Here is a 17699-nt window from a genome sequence, read left to right as displayed (position 1 = left end):
GATGTCCATTCTCGTCGACAAGAATACCAAGGTGCTGGTGCAGGGCCTGACCGGCAAGACCGGCACCTTCCATACCGAGCAGGCGCTGGCCTATCACGGCACCAAGATGGTTGGCGGCGTCCATCCGAAGAAGGGCGGCGAGACCTGGACCGGCGCGAAGGGCGAGACCCTGCCGATCTTCGCCACCGTCGCCGAGGGCAAGGACAAGACCGGCGCCAACGCCTCCGTCATCTATGTGCCGCCGGCAGGCGCGGGCGATGCGATCATCGAGGCGATCGAGGCCGAGATCCCGCTGATCGTTTGCATCACCGAAGGCATCCCGGTTATGGACATGGTCAAGGTCAAGGCGCGGCTCGACCGTTCCTCCTCGCGGCTCATCGGCCCGAACTGTCCGGGCGTGTTGACCCCCAACGAATGCAAGATCGGCATCATGCCCGGCAACATCTTCCGCAAGGGCTCGGTCGGCGTTGTTTCCCGCTCGGGAACGCTTACCTATGAAGCGGTCTTCCAGACCAGCAATGTCGGCCTCGGCCAGACCACTGCTGTCGGCATCGGCGGCGACCCGGTCAAGGGCACCGAGTTCATCGACGTGCTCGAGATGTTCCTCGCCGACGACGAGACCAAGTCGATCATCATGATCGGCGAGATCGGCGGCTCGGCCGAGGAAGACGCCGCGCAGTTCTTGAAGGACGAGGCAAAGCGCGGCCGCAAGAAACCGATGGCGGGCTTCATTGCCGGGCGCACGGCGCCCGCCGGCCGCACCATGGGCCATGCGGGCGCGGTGATCTCCGGCGGCAAGGGCGGCGCGGAAGACAAGATCGCGGCGATGGAATCGGCCGGCATCAAGGTTTCGCCGTCACCGGCGCGGCTCGGCACGACGCTGGTCGAGGCGATCAAGGGTTAAGGGAGTAGGGAGTAAGGGAATAGGGCAGCAGGGAAAGATCAGCGGCAAAAAATGCCCTACTCCCCTACTGCCTTACTCCCCTACTCCCTTCCATAAAAGGAGACGGAGCCAGGCTCCGCAGACGAAAATGGCAAGACAAGATCAGGCCAACGACCAATTCTCGCTCACCTCATTCCTCTATGGCGGCAATGCCGACTATATCGACGCGCTCTATGCCGCCTATGAGGACAACCCCGGCTCCGTCGATCCGGAATGGCAGGACTTCTTCGCCGCGCTGAAGGACGATGCGGGCGACGTGCGCAAGAACGCCAAGGGCGCGTCCTGGGCGAAGCCTTCCTGGCCGATGCAGGCCAATGGCGAGCTGGTTTCGGCGCTCGACGGCAATTGGGGCCTGGTCGAAAAGCACATCGAAAAGAAGGTGAAGGAAAAGGCGGTCGTCAACGGCGCGGCCCTTTCCGATGCGGACGTTCACCAGGCGACGCGCGATTCCGTGCGTGCCATCATGATGATCCGCGCCTTTCGCATGCGCGGCCACCTGCACGCCAATCTCGACCCGCTGGGCATCGCCAAGCCGCTCGAGGACTATAACGAGCTGTCGCCGGAGAATTACGGCTTCACCGAAGCCGACTACGACCGGCCGATCTTCCTCGACAATGTGCTGGGGCTCGAGTTCGGCACCATCCGGCAGATGCTGGATATCCTCACCCGCACCTATTGCTCGACGCTCGGCGTCGAGTTCATGCACATCTCCGACCCTGAGGAAAAGGCTTGGATCCAGGCGCGCATCGAGGGCGCCGACAAGGAGATCACCTTCACCGCCACCGGCAAGAAGGCGATCCTGTCGAAGCTGGTCGAAGCCGAAGGCTTCGAGCAATTTATCGACGTCAAGTACAAGGGCACCAAGCGCTTCGGCCTCGACGGCGGCGAGTCGCTGATCCCCGCGCTGGAGCAGATCATCAAGCGCGGCGGCCAGCTCGGTCTGAAGGAGGCCGTGCTCGGCATGGCCCATCGCGGCCGCCTCAACGTGCTTTCGCAGGTGATGGCCAAGCCGCACCGCGCTATCTTCCATGAGTTCAAGGGCGGCTCGGCCGCTCCCGACGACGTCGAGGGCTCGGGCGACGTGAAGTACCATCTCGGCGCCTCGTCGGACCGCGAGTTCGACGGCAACAAGGTGCACCTGTCGCTGACCGCCAATCCTTCGCACCTGGAAATCGTCGACCCGGTGGTGATGGGCAAGGCGCGCGCCAAGCAGGACCAGCTCGCCGGCCGCGAGCGCGGCGAGATCGTGCCGCTGTCCGAGCGCGCCAAGGTGATGCCGCTGCTGCTGCATGGCGACGCAGCGTTCGCCGGCCAGGGCGTGATCGCGGAGATGTTCGGGCTCTCCGGCCTGCGCGGCCACCGCGTCGCCGGCACGCTGCACTTCATCATCAACAACCAGATCGGCTTCACCACCAATCCGCGCTTCTCGCGTTCCTCGCCCTATCCGTCGGATGTGGCCAAGATGATCGAAGCGCCGATCTTCCACGTCAACGGCGACGATCCGGAAGCGGTGGTGCATGCCGCGAAGGTGGCGACGGAATTCCGCATGAAGTTCCACAAGCCGGTGGTGGTGGACATGTTCTGCTACCGCCGCTTCGGCCACAATGAAGGCGACGAGCCGTCCTTCACGCAGCCGATCATGTACCGCAACATCCGCAGCCATAAGACGGTTGTGCAGGTCTATGCCGACCGGCTGATCGCCGAGGGTCACATCACCCAGGCCGAGGTCGACAAGATGCGGGCCGACTGGCGCGCGCATCTGGAACAGGAGTGGGAAGTCGGCCAGTCCTACAAGCCGAACAAGGCCGACTGGCTGGACGGCGCCTGGTCCGGCCTGCGCACGGCCGACAACCAGGACGAACAGCGGCGCGGCAAGACCGCGGTGCCGGTCCGCACGCTGAAGGAAATCGGCAAGAAGCTGACCGAGGTGCCGAAGGATTTCGAGGCACACAAGACGATCCTGCGCTTCCTCGAAAACCGCCGCCAGGCGATCGAATCCGGCGACGGCATCGACTGGTCGACCGCCGAGGCGCTGGCCTTCGGCGCCATCCTGCTCGACGGCAATCCGATCCGGCTCTCCGGCCAGGATTCGGAGCGCGGCACCTTCTCGCAGCGCCATTCCGTGCTCTACGACCAGCGCGACGAGACGCGCTACATTCCACTCAACAATCTGTCGGCGGCACAGGCCGGCTACGAAGTCATCAACTCGATGCTCTCGGAAGAGGCGGTGCTCGGCTTCGAATATGGCTACAGCCTCGCCGAGCCCAAGGCGTTGACGCTTTGGGAAGCGCAGTTCGGCGATTTCGCCAACGGCGCCCAGGTGGTGTTCGACCAATTCATCTCGTCCGGCGAGCGCAAGTGGCTGAGAATGTCGGGTCTCGTCTGCCTCCTGCCGCACGGCTATGAAGGTCAGGGGCCGGAGCATTCCTCGGCCCGCCTCGAGCGTTTCCTGCAGCTCTGCGCCGAGGACAACATGCAAGTGGCGAACGTCACGACGCCGGCTAACTATTTCCACATCCTGCGCCGGCAGTTGAAGCGTGACTTCCGCAAGCCGCTGATCCTGATGACGCCGAAGTCGCTGCTGCGCCACAAACGGGCGGTGTCGACGCTGTCGGAAATGGCGGGCGAAAGCTCGTTCCACCGGCTGTTGTGGGACGATGCGCAGCTCTTGGCCGACCAGCCGATCAAGCTGGTGAAGGATTCCAAGATCCGCCGCGTCGTGCTCTGCTCCGGCAAGGTCTATTACGACCTGTATGAGGAGCGCGAGAAGCGCGGCATCACCGACATCTACCTGCTGCGCGTCGAGCAGCTCTACCCGTTCCCGGCCAAGGCGCTGATCACCGAGCTGTCGCGTTTCCGCAACGCCGAGATGGTGTGGTGCCAGGAGGAGCCCAAGAACATGGGCGCCTGGTCGTTCATCGATCCTTATCTCGAATGGGTGCTGGCGCATATCGACGCCAAGCATCAGCGGGTGCGCTATACCGGCCGGCCGGCCTCGGCCTCGCCGGCCACCGGGCTGATGTCGAAGCATCTCAGCCAGCTTTCCGCCCTGCTCGACGACGCGCTGGGCGAATAAGCAGACCCGGACCAAACAGACCTCAAGAAGACAAGAGAACGGACAGGCATAATGGCTACCGAAATCCGCGTCCCCACTCTCGGCGAATCCGTCACCGAGGCGACCGTCGGCAAGTGGTTCAAGAAGGTCGGCGACGCGATCGCCGCCGATGAGCCGCTGGTCGAGCTCGAAACCGACAAGGTGACGGTGGAGGTGCCCGCCGCGGGCGCCGGGACGCTCTCCGAGATCACCGTCAAGGAAGGCGAGACGGTCAATGTCGGGGCGCTGCTCGGCTCGATTTCGGCCGGCGGCGCAGCCTCCGCTCCCGCCACCAAGCCGCAGGCGGTGGCGCAGGCGTCCAGTCCGGACGCCGCATCCACGACCAAGCAGGCTGCCGCCGAAACCGCCAAGATGGCCGGCGACGCCGGCCCGGTCGAGCCGCGCACCATGCCGCCGGCGCCGGCCGCGGCCAAACTGATCGCCGAGCACAATCTCTCGGTCGAGCAACTGACGGGCTCCGGCAAGCGCGGCCAGGTGCTGAAGGGCGACGTCCTTGATGCCATCGCCAAGGGCGCGCCCTCGCAGCCGGCCGAGACGCCGAAAGCGGCTCCTGCTCCCGCACCGGTCGCGGCCCGCGCGCCGTCGACGGCCGACGATGCTTCGCGCGAGGAGCGCGTGCGCATGACCAAGCTGCGCCAGACGATCGCGCGCCGGCTCAAGGAGGCACAGTCGACGGCCGCCATGCTCACCACCTTCAACGAGGTCGACATGAGCGCGGTGATGGCGCTGAGGGCCAAGTACAAGGACGTGTTCGAGAAGAAGCATGGCGTGAAGCTCGGCTTCATGGGCTTCTTCACCAAGGCCGTCACGCATGCGCTGAAGGAGATCCCGGCGGTCAACGCCGAGATCGACGGCGCCGACATCATCTACAAGAACTTTGCCCATGTCGGCGTCGCCGTCGGCACCGACAAGGGCCTGGTGGTTCCGGTGGTGCGTGACGCCGACCAGATGTCGATCGCCGAGATCGAGAAGGAGATTGGCCGGCTGGGCCTCGCCGCGCGCGACGGCAAGCTCTCGGTCGCCGACATGCAGGGCGGCACCTTTACGATCTCCAACGGCGGCGTCTACGGATCGCTGATGTCGACGCCGATCCTGAATGCGCCGCAGTCCGGCATCCTCGGCATGCACAAGATCCAGGAACGGCCGGTGGTGGTCGGCGGCCAGATCGTCATCCGGCCGATGATGTATCTGGCGCTGAGCTACGACCACCGCATCGTCGACGGCAAGGAAGCGGTGACCTTCCTCGTCCGCGTCAAGGAAAGCCTGGAGGATCCCGAGCGGCTGGTGCTCGATCTCTGAGGTGGAGCATGAAGGCTCGCGGGCGGGGCGGCGAGTGAAGGCCCGTTGGCTCAGCACCGCGAGACCGGTCGCGCTTGCCGCCGGTGCGGCTCTCGTATCAGCCGATGCCCAGGCCGCCTGCCCGATCCAGCTCGCCGTCTATGGCGAGGCGAAAAGCGGCGCCGAGATCGATTTCAGCCCGACGGGTACCTCGGCGACGATCACCAACACATTCCGCATGATACTCGACAACAATACCGTGCTCGATGGCATCGCCATGTGGACCGAGGGCTCCGCCGGGCGGCCGCATGGCTCGCTGATGTACAAATGCCCGACCGGCGACGTCACCGGCGAGGAGCTCGCCGCCTGCACGGTCTGGGAAGGCGTGATCTATAGCGCCGATGAGAAGGGCGTCGTGGGTCTGCTGCCGTCCGAGGGCGCGGATGCACCGAACAGCCTGATCTTTCCCGATCTCGGACCGTCGCTCGAAATGTCAGCCCCTTACGGTCCGGCGGGCTTCTCAAAAGTACCGTGGGACGTCTTTGCCCTGAAAGGCTGCCAGGAATGAATGCCGACAAGAAGACGCTGCTGGTCACCGGCGGCAGCCGTGGCATCGGCGCCGCGATCTGCCGGCAGGCCAGTCGGGCCGGTTACCGGGTAGCGATCAACTATGTCTCCAACCAGGACGCTGCCGGGGCGCTTGCCGCCGAGCTCGAATCCGTGGGCGGCGAGGCCTTCGCGGTCAGGGGCGATGTCGGCAACGAGGCCGATGTGGTGGCGATGTTCGAGGCGGTGGACAAGGCTTTCGGCCGGCTCGACGCCTTCGTCAACAATGCCGGCATCGTCGACGTCAAGGCGCGCGTCGACGAGATGAGCGCCGAGCGGGTCGAGCGCATGATGCGCATCAACGTCGTCGGCTCCTTCCTCTGCGCCCGCGAGGCCGTCAAGCGCATGTCGACACGACAGGGCGGCAAGGGCGGCGCCATCGTCAATCTGTCCTCGGCGGCGGCACGACTGGGCTCGCCCGGCGAATATATCGACTACGCCGCTTCCAAGGGCGCGATCGACACGCTGACCGTTGGTCTGGCGCGCGAGGTGGCGCTGGAAGGCATCCGCGTCAATGCCGTCAGCCCAGGCATCACCGAAACCGACATCCATGCCTCCGGCGGCCAGCCCGAGCGCGTGGCGCGGATGCAGGATCTGCTGCCGATGAAGCGCGCGGGCACGGCCGACGAGGTCGCGAGCGCGGTTGTCTACCTTTTGTCGGACGCGGCCTCCTATATAACGGGCGCGATCCTGAATGTGAGCGGCGGCCGCTGAAGGCCAGACCAGAAGGACACCATCATGGCTTATGACGTCGTAATCATCGGATCGGGACCGGGCGGCTATGTCTGCGCTATCAAGGCGGCACAGCTCGGCCTGAACACAGCGGTGGTCGAGAAGAGCGCCACCTTCGGCGGCACCTGCCTCAATATCGGCTGCATCCCGTCGAAAGCCCTGCTCCACGCCTCCGAGATGTTCGCCGAAGCCGGCCATGCCTTCGATACGCTCGGCATCGAGGTCGGCGCGCCAAAACTCAATCTGAAGAAGATGCTGGCGCATAAGGATGCGACCGTGGCCTCCAACGTCAACGGCGTCGCTTTTCTCTTCAAGAAGAACAAGATCGACTCTTTCCGCGGCACCGGCAAGGTGATCGGCGCCGGCAAGGTGTCGGTCACCGGCGAGGACGGCAAGGTCGAGGAGATCGAGACCAAGAACATCGTCATCGCCACCGGTTCCGATGTCGCCGGCATTCCGGGTGTCAAGGTCGACTTCGACGAGAAGGTGATCGTGTCCTCGACCGGCGCGCTGTCGCTGGCCAAGGTGCCGGGCAGTCTTGTGGTGGTTGGCGGCGGCGTCATCGGGCTCGAGCTCGGCTCGGTCTGGGCCAGGCTCGGCGCCAAGGTTACCGTCGTCGAGTTCCTCGACACCATCCTCGGCGGCATGGACGGCGAAGTCTCGAAGCAATTCCAGCGGCTGCTGTCCAAGCAAGGGTTCGAATTCAAGCTCGGCGCCAAGGTCACCGGCGTCGCCAAATCCAAGAAGGGCGCCGGCGTGACGTTCGAGCCGGTCAAGGGCGGCGCGGCGGAAACGATCGAGGCCGATGTCGTGCTGGTCGCGACCGGACGGCGCCCCTACGCCGACAGCCTTGGATTGAAAGACGCCGGCGTCGAGATGGACGAGCGCGGCCGGGTCAAGACCGACGGGCATCTGAGGACCAACGTGCCCGGCATCTATGCCATCGGCGACGTCATTGCCGGGCCGATGCTGGCGCACAAGGCCGAGGACGAGGGCGTGGCGGTAGCCGAGACGATCGCCGGCCAGGCCGGTCATGTGAACTACGACGTTATCCCGAGCGTCGTCTACACCAGCCCCGAAATCGCCTCGGTCGGCAAGACCGAAGAGGAGCTTAAAAAGGCCGGCATCGACTACAAGGTCGGCAAGTTCCCTTTCAGCGCCAATGGCCGCGCGCGGGCCATGCTGCACACCGACGGCTTCGTGAAGATCCTCGCCGACAAGACGAGCGACCGCGTGCTCGGCGTTCACATCGTCGGCTTCGGCGCCGGCGAGATGATCCACGAGGCGGCGGTGCTGATGGAGTTCGGCGGCTCCTCGGAAGACCTCGCCCGCACCTGCCACGCCCACCCGACCATGTCGGAGGCGGTCAAGGAAGCGGCATTGGCCACGTTCTTCAAGCCGATCCATATTTAGGTGCTCGTCACGGCCGGCGCCGAACGCCCGAGGATGGCGAAGGTTGTAGTTAAACAAAAACGGCCCGCCTTTCGGCGGGCCGTTCGTCGTGGAGCTATAGCCTGATCACGGAGACGGCGCAGGTGCCGGAGCCGGGGCAGGCGTCGGAGTCGGCGCGGGCGCCGGGGCTGGCGTCGGAGCTGGAGCAGGCGTTGCGGGCGCAGGTTCAGGCGTTGCAGGCGCCGGGGCCGGCGTCGTCGCGGCCGGCGGCTCGGAAGTCGCGGGGGCGTGCTCGCCGCCGGTTCTGCCAAAAACATAATACGCAACAATGGCCAGGATGATGACAACTAGGGCGATCAGCCACCCGCTGCCGCCACCACCGCCCCTCGAGGGCGGCGTGCTCGACGGGGTGTAGGGGTCGTTAGGGTTCGCCATGAAACGTGTCCTCCTTGGAATGAAAGGCATCAAATAGCAGCCATCAACGCGCGGATCCCCTAATGGGTTTCACGCAGGCGGACGGAAAGCGCTGAAAAACCGGCATTTTCCGCTCCCCAGCCGCCAGACGACTCAGTTGACGGCGGTAACACTATACCCCGCTTTGCGGAAATCTTCGACCAGTCCGTCAGGGCCGGGCAGATGCAGCGCGCCGACCGCCATGAAGGCATTGCCCCTGGCCAGGATAGGCATGGCATGCGCGACCATGACCTTGTTGCGGCTGGTGATCATGGTCTGCTCGAAGGCGGCGTAGCCGGCCTGGTCATCCGCCGTGTCGGGCAGCACGGTGCGAAACAGCGGCCAGAACATGCCGACCTCGCCGCGTTGGTAGAGCACGATCATGGTTTCGTTGACGTCGTTCACCTTGTCGCCGAGCTTCAGCGTCTCGACCAACCCCTTCATGTGGTAGGCGAGCGGCAGCGAAGCCATGGCGCGCAGTTGGTCGACGGCGGTTTCCAACCCCTCGACGTCCTTGCCGGATGCTTTGGCGTCGGCGGCCAGCTTGACGTCCAGCACCGGCGCGCCGGCGCTCTGGCGCGCCACCTCGCAGGCCGGTAGCGCCACCATGGCCGACAGGATCCACGGCTTCATCTTGGCCACCGTCAGAGGCGGAATGCCGCGTGCATCGAGCCCCTTGTTCAGTACTGCCGCATCCTCGGGCGACAGCAGCGAGGACAGCGTCGTGTTGTCCGTGAACATCATCAGGCCAGGCTCGGCGGCCATGGCGGCCATCATCTTGGCCTTGTCGAGGGCGTCGGTGGTTTCGATGATGATGGTGTCGGCGCCGTCATAGGCTTTTTGGGCCGCGGCAGGCAGCGTGGTGACGCGCGCGTCCGTCATGTGCATGGTGCCGAAGAGATAGGACGGCTTCTCGCCCGGTTTCTCGAGCTTCCACAACAGCCCCCGGCCGTTCGGAACGGCTGCGGCTTCGGTCTGGACCTTCTTGAAGGCGGCGGGATCGCTCTTTGCAAGACCTGCCAGCAGGTCGCTGCCGCCGCAGGCGGGCGCTTCGGCATGCGCGCGGCCGGCCAGCAGCAGCACGAGCAGGAACGAAAGGAAAAGCAGCACGTTGAGCGCTGCGAGCAGCTTCAACGAGACGAGGGCCGCGCGGTCGGCGATGGCGATAACGCGTTTCATGGCAAGCGTCTTACGCGCAAAAAGCGGCAAAACGGTTAATCGAGAGCCGAAATTGTTGTCGACCGGCTCGGATTCGCGGCAGCAGCGTTAGACGGGTGGCCCTGCGCCGGTGGAAGGCGTGGCTGATCTGCCGCCAGTTTCGATGATCCCCGCGGTCGAGCGGCCCAACTGGTTGCTGGATCTGACGGGAGCGATTGCGCCGAAAACGCCGATCCCCTAGATCATGCGACCGTAAAGCGCCCGGCAGGGGACCCCCGTGTGATCATCGACAACGCCGCCTTCGAGCGCTACCGGCGCTCGCCGAACGAGAAAACCACCCTGCTCCGGCTCCTGCTCGGAACGGCGATCGTCGTTCTCTTCTGGCTCGCCGTGACGCTGGTCGTGCTCGTCGCCGGCACCGCCGCCTTCATCGTCTTGCGCCTCCCGGGTCCGGCGACCGGACAGCCGATCCAGGATTTCCTTGCCTCTCCCGCCGGCATCCTCACCGCGCTGGCGTCCTTTGCCGGCATCTGGATCGGTCTTTGGGCCGCGATGCGCTTCGTTCATGGCGAGCCGCTCTCGGCGCTGATCGGCCCAGACCGCCGCATCTCGCGCGGCGGGTTTCTCAAAGGCCTGGTCGCGGTTCTGACAACCTCCTTGTTCTCCGAGGTGCTGCTCTATTGGCTACAGCCGGAGATCGTCCGCGGATCGATCGCGTTCTCGTCCTGGCTGCTCTTGCTTCTCGCGATCGTGCCGCTCGCCTTTCTGCAGACCTCATCGGAGGAGGCTCTGTTCCGTGGCTATCTGCTGCGTGGCCTCGCCAGCCGCTTTGGCAGCCCGCTGATCTGGGCCGCGCTGCCGGGCCTTCTGTTCACCGCCTTGCATTGGAGCCCGGCCTCGACGCTCGCCATCAATGCCAGCGTGCTGGTCTCGATCGCCGCCTTCGCGCTGCTGCTGACGCTGCTGGTCTATGTGACCGGCAATCTCGGCGCTGCATTCGGCGCCCATCTCGGCAACAATCTGATCGGCTTCCTGCTGATCTCGCACCAGCAGAGCTACAATTCCTTCGCCCTGTTCAACGCCAAGCCGCTGGAAGGCCCCGGCTGGACCAATTGGGACGCCGTTCTCATCGCCGCGATCGGCATCGTAAGCACGCTGCTGACGATGCTCCTGCTTCTGCATCGCCGCTCCCCCCTGACGGTCGGGCCGGACGAGCCATGATCCAAAAAAGCGGAAACCGGTTTCTTGATCGGATCGTGGTCAGGCGGAAAACCGACGGGCTCGCCTGATGCGCATCACGCTGGTGGCGGAACGCACCATTCCCTGCAAAGGCTATGGCGGCACTGAGCGGCAGGTCGACTGGCTGGCAACAGAGCTTTCGCGTCTCGGCCACAAGGTGGTCCTGATCGCCGGTCGCGGCTCGAGCCATCCGCTGTGCGAAGTGCGGCAGGCCTCTTCGGCCGCCGAATGCCGCGCTGCGATCCCGGCCGACACCGACATCGTGCATTTCAATGGCTGGTACATCGAGATTTCGCGGCCGGCGCTCTATACGATGCACGGCTTCGACCCGGAATTCACGCAAAACAGGCCAAACTGGAACTTCGTCAGCGCCAGCCATGCGCGCAACCACGGGCGGGAAACCTTCGTCCACAACGGCTTTCCGGTCGACGCCTATCGGCTGTCCGTCGGCAAGACGGACAGGCTTCTGTTTCTGGCCGGCATCGCCCGCGCCGGCAAGAACCTCAACCGGGCTGTCGATCTCGCCCGTGCCTTCGATTTCCAGCTCGATATCGCCGGCGGCTCGCGCTGGCAGCTCCTGCAGCGCACCAAGGTTCGCCGCCAGGGTGTCTTCTTCAAGAGCCTCGGCCGCCGCTTCCGCTACCACGGCATCGTCGACGGCGACGAGAAGCTGCGCCTGCTGGGAGAGGCCAGAGCTTTTCTCAACCCGATCGCCTGGGAAGAGCCGTTCGGCATGGCGCCGGTCGAAGCGATGCTCTGCGGCACGCCGGTGTTGACGACACGGCGCGGCGCGCTGCCCGAAATCGTCGACGACGCCACCGGACGCCTCTTCGACACCGATGCCGAGTTCGCCAAGGCCTTGGCCGACATCGCCGGCTTGTCGCCTGAGCAGTGCCGCGCATCCGCCGCCGCGCGATTTCCCATCGCGAGGACGGCAAACGGCTATCTCGATCTCTATACGCGCATCCTGGATGGCGAAAAGCTGCCCTGAACCGCCTCTTTTGCTCTTGAAAACCGCCCCAGCCTTGACTCTGCCGCCGATTTGCTGTCTAGACGCGCACGAATTCCGCGACGAGACCCTCTCCGCGAAAGCCGACCAGGACGCCGAAGCCTCTTTGAGGCGAGAGCTGTAAACCGATCCTGGAGGCCAACACCCGGCAGCGCGATGCGCCCCCGGGTGCTTTTTGGCTTTGCGCTTTGGCTTGGCGACCCGGCGCGAACGCACTACCTCTCGGGTCGAATGAACCGAGATCGAAGGAAGCAAGATGTTTGAATCACTGCAGGAGCGCACAAGAGGCGTGGAGGGCCGCAGGGCCGACAGGGATCGGCATGAATCCAAGGCGCTCTCGCACGGCGGTTTGATCAATGTTTGAGTCCTTACAAGAGCGCCTTGGCTCCATCCTGAACGGCCTGACCGGCCGCGGTGCGCTGTCGGAGGCGGACGTCTCTGCGGCGTTGCGCGAGGTGCGCCGGGCACTGCTTGAGGCCGATGTGGCGCTCGAGGTGGTTCGCTCTTTCACCGACAAGGTGCGCGAGAAGGCGGTCGGCGCCGCGGTGCTGAAGTCGATCAAGCCCGGACAGATGGTCGTCAAGATCGTCCATGACGAGCTGGTCGATATGCTCGGTGCCGAGGGCGTCGCTATCGACCTCAACGCGCCCGCGCCCGTCGTCGTCATGATGGTCGGCCTGCAGGGTTCCGGCAAGACGACGACCTCGGCCAAAATCGCCAAGCGCCTGACCGAGCGTCAGAACAAGAAAATTCTGATGGCCTCGCTCGACACGCGGCGTCCGGCCGCGCAGGAGCAGCTGCGCCAGCTCGGCGAGCAGACCAAGGTCGCCACGCTGCCGATCATCGCCGGCCAAAGCCCGGTCGATATCGCCAAGCGCGCCGTGCAGGCGGCAAAGCTCGGCGGCCACGACGTCGTCATCCTCGACACGGCCGGCCGCACCCATATCGACGAGCCGCTGATGGTCGAGATGGCCGACATCAAAAAGGTGTCGTCGCCGCACGAAATCCTGCTGGTAGCCGACTCGCTGACCGGCCAGGACGCGGTCAACCTGGCGAAAAGCTTCGACGAGCGCGTCGGCATCACCGGCCTGGTGCTGACCCGCATGGACGGCGACGGCCGCGGCGGCGCCGCGCTTTCGATGCGCGCCGTCACCGGCAAGCCGATCAAGCTGATCGGCACCGGCGAAAAGATGGACGGGCTGGAGGAATTCCACCCCAAGCGCATCGCCGACCGCATCCTCGGCATGGGCGACATCGTCTCGCTGGTCGAGAAGGCCGCCGAGACCATCGACGCCGAGCAGGCGGCGGCGATGGCCAAGAAGATGCAGTCAGGCAAGTTCGACCTGAACGACCTTGCCGCGCAGCTTCAGCAGATGTCGAAAATGGGCGGCATGGGCGGCATCATGGGCATGATGCCCGGCATGGGCAAGATGAAGGACCAGCTCGCCGCAGCCGGCTTCGACGACAAGATGTTCCGCCGGCAGCTCGCCATCATCTCCTCGATGACCAAGGCCGAGCGCGCTAACCCCGATATCTTGAAGCACTCGCGCAAGAAGCGCATCGCCGCCGGCTCCGGCACCGACGCGGCCGAGATCAACAAGCTCTTGAAGATGCATCGCGGCATGGCCGACATGATGAAGGCGATGGGCGGCAAGGGCAAAGGCGGCGGCATGATGCGCGGCATGATGGGAGGCCTGGCTTCGAAGATGGGCCTTGGCGGCATGATGCCCGGCGGCGGCATGCCCGACCTTTCCAAGATGGATCCGAAGCAGCTGGAGGCCTTGCAGAAGCAGGCCCAGGCTGCCGGTCTCGGCAAAGGCCTGCCGGGTGGACTGGCCGGCGGACTTCCCGGCGGCGGGTTGCCGGGCCTGCCCGGCGGCATGAAACTGCCGGGCCTTCCCGGTCTCGGCGGGCTGCCTGGCCTTGGCAAGAAGAAGTGAGGGGGCGATGAACGAGGAGAAGGATATGGCCGAGGCACGCGCCGTTCTGGCGGGCTACCGCGCTTCGATCGACAACATCGACGCCGCCCTCATTCATATGCTGGCCGAGCGCTTCCGCTGCACCAAGGCGGTCGGCGTGCTGAAGGCCGAGCATGGCCTGCCGCCAGCCGACCCGGCGCGCGAGCAGCAGCAGATCGCCCGCCTGCGCCAACTGGCGAAGGATGCGCATCTCGATCCGGATTTCGCGGAGAAATTTCTGAACTTCGTCATCCGCGAAGTCATCCGGCATCACGAACAGATCGCCGCTAACAACGGCGTGACGAAAACCGGCTGAAGCTGGTGCATGTCGCCCAAACTGCGCAGCGGTCTTGGGATTACGACTTGCACAAGGCCAAAGCCGCAACCCAATCAACGAACTCAGAGCTTGTTAGGAGATAAAGAATGGCACTGAAGATCAGACTGGCCCGTGCGGGCTCGAAGAAGCGTCCCTATTATCACGTCGTCGTCGCCGACGCCCGTTCGCCGCGCGACGGCCGTTTCATCGAGGCGCTCGGCTCGTGGAACCCGCTGCTGCCGAAGGACGGCGAACGCGTGAAGGTCGATGCCGACCGCGTCAAGCACTGGCTCTCGCACGGCGCCCAGCCGACCGACCGCGTGCTGCGCTTCCTCGACGAGGCCGGCATCGCCAAGCGTCCGGCCCGCTCGAACCCGAACAAGGCCCTGCCGGGCAAGAAGGCGCAGGAGCGCGCAGCCCTGCTGAAGAAGGCCCAGGAAGACGCCGCCGCTGCCGTTGCGGCCGCGTCCGCAGCACCCGCCGAGGCGGAAGCCGCGACCGCCGAGTAATCTCGGCCCCCGGTCAAAACAGGTCAAAAGAACGGCGGGCCAACCCCGCCGTTCTTTTGGTCGGGCCTGTTGATACCTCAATATCCCGACGGGCAACGAGCAATATAAACGCGCCCGTAGCGGTCCCGATAACGGCACTTGCCGCTTTCGCTGGCACGGCCGATCAACGCGCCGGCCACGGCGCCGACAGCGCCACCGACCACTGCGCCCTCGACCGGGTCATTGGCAACGGCCGCTCCGACCGCAGCACCGCCCAAGCCGCCGATCGCCGCTCCTTTTTCCGTCTGCGAACAGGCGCCCAGCGCCACCGTCAGCACCAGAATGGTAATCGCTTTCTTCATTTCAGTTCCTCTCTCACGGGATCGCCGTCCTCGCCGCCAAGCTTTAACTCGCAAACGGCTAATTTGATCCCGAAGGGAACGAATATTGCTGTTTCGAAGGCAGGCGCGGGTTGCGCCAACCGGCCTCGACAGCATTGAGAGTGCTCACGAATTAGCGTTCGGTAACGCAGCTTGGCAACCCGGCTTCGAAGCCTTGCGGTCGCCGCAGCCGGTGGAATCACCAGAACGAACCACCTCAGCGGCTGAACGGGATCAGCGCGCGCACTCTGGGGTCGCGCAGATAGAGCCCGCCCCACAGGACAACAGCGAGATAGACGCCGAACAGCGTGTGCGAGAGCAGCGGGTTACCGATGCGCACATGCGTGGAAATGGCGCCGCCCATATAGGCGGTGAGCAGGATGGCTCCGAGCACGGACGTGCGCGGCAGCGCATAAAGCACAGTCGAGATCAGGCCGACGATGCCGAGCAGCCGCGCGGTGTTTGGGTCATCTGGCCAGCCGAGCTGCGTCATCGTCTCGGTGACGATCTGCAGCGGCGGCAGCTTGATGACGCCGTCGAAGATCATGAAAAGGATGACAATGGCGCTAAGCGCGCGCCCGGTCCGCAAGGCGCCGTTCGAGACGGGAGCGGCTTCTGAAATGCTCATTGGTGTTCCCTCCTTGGCTGGAGCCTGGCTGTTTTGCCAGCTTCGAGCCAAGGACGGGGGGCAGGGCGGCGATCCGACAAGGGTCGGTGCGCTTTTTTCGAACGCATGATTGAGTGAGAATGCATGACCGAAGGAGAGAGAATGACCGGCGAGACCAATCTCCAAAGACTACTGGCGTCGATGACGCCGCAACTGCTCCCCGATGTCCATGTTTTCGCGACGCTGGCGCCCGGTACAGCCGTACCGGACGGTCTTGATCCGGTCATGCAGTTTCGCGAGCGGAAGGTCTGACGTTGATCGTGTCGGAGGACCAAGCGAAGCTAGCCGGCCTCGCCGGCACGTTCCGCTGCCGGATGATCACGCTCGACATCCATTCGTCGCTCGACGCCGTCGGCTTTCTGGCCGCGATCACGACGCGGCTCGCCGCTGCCGGCATGGGCGTCAATCCGGTCTCGGCCTTTTACCATGACCATCTGTTCGTCCCGGCGGAGCGGGCGGACGAGGCGCTCGGCCTCCTGCGGCAGCTGGCTGCGGAGAGCAGTGGCTAGCGCCTCAGCACATGGAAGCAGCGGGCATCGCTCGTCACACCTGGATATTCCGGCGCCACCCTCATCCTCCTGCCGCGACCTCTCCCGTGAACGGGGAAAAGAGAGCTATCGGCGGAAGGCCGCCCGCGACGCGCGGCCCGTGAGCGAGAGCCCAACGGCCGAAGGCCGAGCCCGCGACCGCGGGCCGCCGGTCGTCCGGCGCCCTCGCGGAGGGCCAGCCGCGAAGCGGCGGTGCGGCCCGTGAGCGGAACTAAGCCGCCTTCTTCTTCGGCTGGATCAGGCCCCGCTCGACCAACAGCTCGGCGATCTGGACGGCGTTGAGCGCCGCGCCCTTGCGCAGATTGTCGGAGACGACCCACATCGACAGGCCGTTATCGACGGTCGAATCCTCGCGGATGCGCGAGATGAAGGTGGCGTCCTCGCCGGCCGACTCGAGCGGCGTGATGTAGCCGCCGTTCTCGCGTTTGTCCAAGACCTGGCAGCCGGGAGCCTCGCGCAGGATCTCGCGCGCCTCGTCGGCGGTGATCGGCTTCTCGAACTCGATGTTGACGGCTTCCGAGTGGCCGATGAACACCGGCACGCGCACGCAGGTCGCCGTCAGCTTGATCTTGGGATCGAGCATCTTCTTGGTCTCGGCGACCATCTTCCACTCTTCCTTGGTGAAGCCATCGTCGAGGAAGACGTCGATATGCGGGATGACGTTGAAGGCGATGCGCTTGGTGAACTTCTTGACGTCGACCTGGTCGGCGACGAAAACCGCGCGGGTTTGCGTGAACAGCTCGTCCATGCCTTCCTTGCCGGCGCCGGAGACCGACTGGTAGGTGGCGATGACGACGCGCTTGATGGTGGCGACATCGTGCAGCGGCTTCAGCGCTACGACGAGCTGCGCCGTCGAGCAGTTCGGATTGGCGATGATGTTCTTGCGCGAGAAGTGTTCGACCGCGTCCGGATTCACTTCCGGCACGATCAGCGGCACGTCAGGGTCGTAACGGAAGGCCGAGGAATTATCGATGACGACGCAGCCCTGCTTGCCGATCGTGGGCGACCACTCCTTGGAGACATTGCCGCCGGCCGACATGACGCAGATGTCGGTGTCGGAAAAATCGAAGGTGTCGAGCGCCTTGACCTTCAGCGTGCGGTCGCCGAAGGACACTTCGGTGCCCTGGCTGCGCCGCGAGGCCAATGCCACCACTTCGCTCGCCGGGAAGCCGCGCTCGTCCAGAATGTTGAGCATTTCGCGGCCCACATTGCCCGTGGCGCCGACTACCGCAACCTTGAAACTCATCGAAATCTCCTGTCCCTCTCCGCTCGGTTGTTGGAGAAAACCCGCCGGCCTCATGCGGGTTCTGTCCCCCGGGCCGAACCCGGGAGAGGGTGGTTAGGCCAAGGGAATCACACCGTTTTGGTGGTGGTTTTGGCCGTAGTTTTGCGAGAACGGACGGACGCGTCGAAACGC

At 64.9% G+C, this 17699-nt stretch carries 15 protein-coding genes and 1 pseudogene; 12 read left to right on the top strand and 4 right to left on the bottom strand.

The window, feature by feature from the left end; genetic code table 11:
- Window position 1: 1 nt before the first annotated feature.
- The 6 genes from sucD (at window position 2) to lpdA (ending at window position 8087) form a co-directional block, all read left to right on the top strand.
- Window positions 2–904, top strand: a complete 903-nt coding sequence (gene sucD, locus CK215_RS18530) for a succinate--CoA ligase subunit alpha (protein WP_095779971.1) — start codon at window positions 2–4, stop codon at window positions 902–904.
- A gap of 127 nt (window positions 905–1031) precedes the next feature.
- Entirely contained in the window at window positions 1032–4019 is a 2988-nt protein-coding gene (locus CK215_RS18525) for a 2-oxoglutarate dehydrogenase E1 component (protein ID WP_095782743.1), read from the top strand.
- Between the two features lie 51 nt (window positions 4020–4070).
- Complete coding sequence (odhB, locus tag CK215_RS18520; RefSeq protein WP_095827415.1) at window positions 4071–5357, top strand: 2-oxoglutarate dehydrogenase complex dihydrolipoyllysine-residue succinyltransferase; 1287 nt, start codon at window positions 4071–4073, stop codon at window positions 5355–5357.
- Window positions 5358–5391: 34 nt separating this feature from the next.
- Entirely contained in the window at window positions 5392–5904 is a 513-nt protein-coding gene (locus CK215_RS18515; RefSeq protein WP_095831819.1) for a hypothetical protein, read from the top strand.
- The gene (locus CK215_RS18510; RefSeq protein WP_095831768.1) at window positions 5901–6656 is read left to right on the top strand and encodes an SDR family oxidoreductase; all 756 of its coding nucleotides are present in this window, start codon (window positions 5901–5903) and stop codon (window positions 6654–6656) included. Before CK215_RS18515 ends, CK215_RS18510 begins: the two co-directional genes overlap by 4 nt.
- A 24-nt stretch (window positions 6657–6680) precedes the next feature.
- Entirely contained in the window at window positions 6681–8087 is a 1407-nt protein-coding gene (lpdA, locus tag CK215_RS18505) for a dihydrolipoyl dehydrogenase (protein WP_095831767.1), read from the top strand.
- Between the two features lie 546 nt (window positions 8088–8633).
- Here lpdA and CK215_RS18495 read toward each other — a convergent pair.
- Entirely contained in the window at window positions 8634–9698 is a 1065-nt protein-coding gene (locus CK215_RS18495; protein WP_095831818.1) for a TraB/GumN family protein, read from the bottom strand.
- 258 nt (window positions 9699–9956) lie between these two features.
- Between CK215_RS18495 and CK215_RS18490 the strand changes: the two genes are divergently transcribed.
- The 5 genes from CK215_RS18490 (at window position 9957) to rpsP (ending at window position 14708) form a co-directional block, all read left to right on the top strand.
- Window positions 9957–10898, top strand: a complete 942-nt coding sequence (locus CK215_RS18490) for a CPBP family intramembrane glutamic endopeptidase (RefSeq protein ID WP_095831766.1) — start codon at window positions 9957–9959, stop codon at window positions 10896–10898.
- 67 nt (window positions 10899–10965) lie between these two features.
- Window positions 10966–11907 carry a glycosyltransferase gene (locus CK215_RS18485; RefSeq protein ID WP_095776703.1) on the top strand — a complete coding sequence of 314 codons (942 nt, stop codon included), beginning with the start codon at window positions 10966–10968 and terminating at the stop codon, window positions 11905–11907.
- Between the two features lie 374 nt (window positions 11908–12281).
- Window positions 12282–13865 carry a signal recognition particle protein gene (ffh, locus tag CK215_RS18475; protein WP_095831765.1) on the top strand — a complete coding sequence of 528 codons (1584 nt, stop codon included), beginning with the start codon at window positions 12282–12284 and terminating at the stop codon, window positions 13863–13865.
- A gap of 7 nt (window positions 13866–13872) precedes the next feature.
- Entirely contained in the window at window positions 13873–14199 is a 327-nt protein-coding gene (locus tag CK215_RS18470; RefSeq protein ID WP_066991680.1) for a chorismate mutase, read from the top strand.
- Window positions 14200–14306: 107 nt separating this feature from the next.
- Complete coding sequence (gene rpsP / locus CK215_RS18465; protein ID WP_066991677.1) at window positions 14307–14708, top strand: 30S ribosomal protein S16; 402 nt, start codon at window positions 14307–14309, stop codon at window positions 14706–14708.
- A 77-nt stretch (window positions 14709–14785) separates the two neighbouring features.
- On the opposite strand, the gene CK215_RS18460 is transcribed toward rpsP, so the two are convergent.
- Window positions 14786–15049, bottom strand: a complete 264-nt coding sequence (locus tag CK215_RS18460) for a YMGG-like glycine zipper-containing protein (protein ID WP_066991674.1) — start codon at window positions 15047–15049, stop codon at window positions 14786–14788.
- Window positions 15050–15284: 235 nt separating this feature from the next.
- A complete protein-coding gene (locus tag CK215_RS18455) occupies window positions 15285–15695 on the bottom strand; it encodes a DoxX family protein (RefSeq protein WP_095831764.1) in 411 nt (136 codons plus the stop codon).
- A 141-nt stretch (window positions 15696–15836) separates the two neighbouring features.
- Between CK215_RS18455 and CK215_RS18450 the strand changes: the two are divergent.
- A pseudogene (locus CK215_RS18450) lies at window positions 15837–16243 on the top strand (ACT domain-containing protein).
- A 250-nt stretch (window positions 16244–16493) separates the two neighbouring features.
- Here CK215_RS18450 and CK215_RS18445 read toward each other — a convergent pair.
- Window positions 16494–17528, bottom strand: coding sequence for an aspartate-semialdehyde dehydrogenase (locus CK215_RS18445; protein ID WP_095831763.1), 1035 nt, complete (start codon window positions 17526–17528; stop codon window positions 16494–16496).
- Between the last annotated feature and the right edge of the window lie 171 nt (window positions 17529–17699).

The sequence above is a fragment of the Mesorhizobium sp. WSM3864 genome, assembly GCF_002294955.1.
GTDB lineage: Bacteria > Pseudomonadota > Alphaproteobacteria > Rhizobiales > Rhizobiaceae > Mesorhizobium.
The sequence above is the reverse complement of the archived record's forward strand: the minus strand, read 5'-3'. Positions and strand labels throughout refer to the sequence as shown.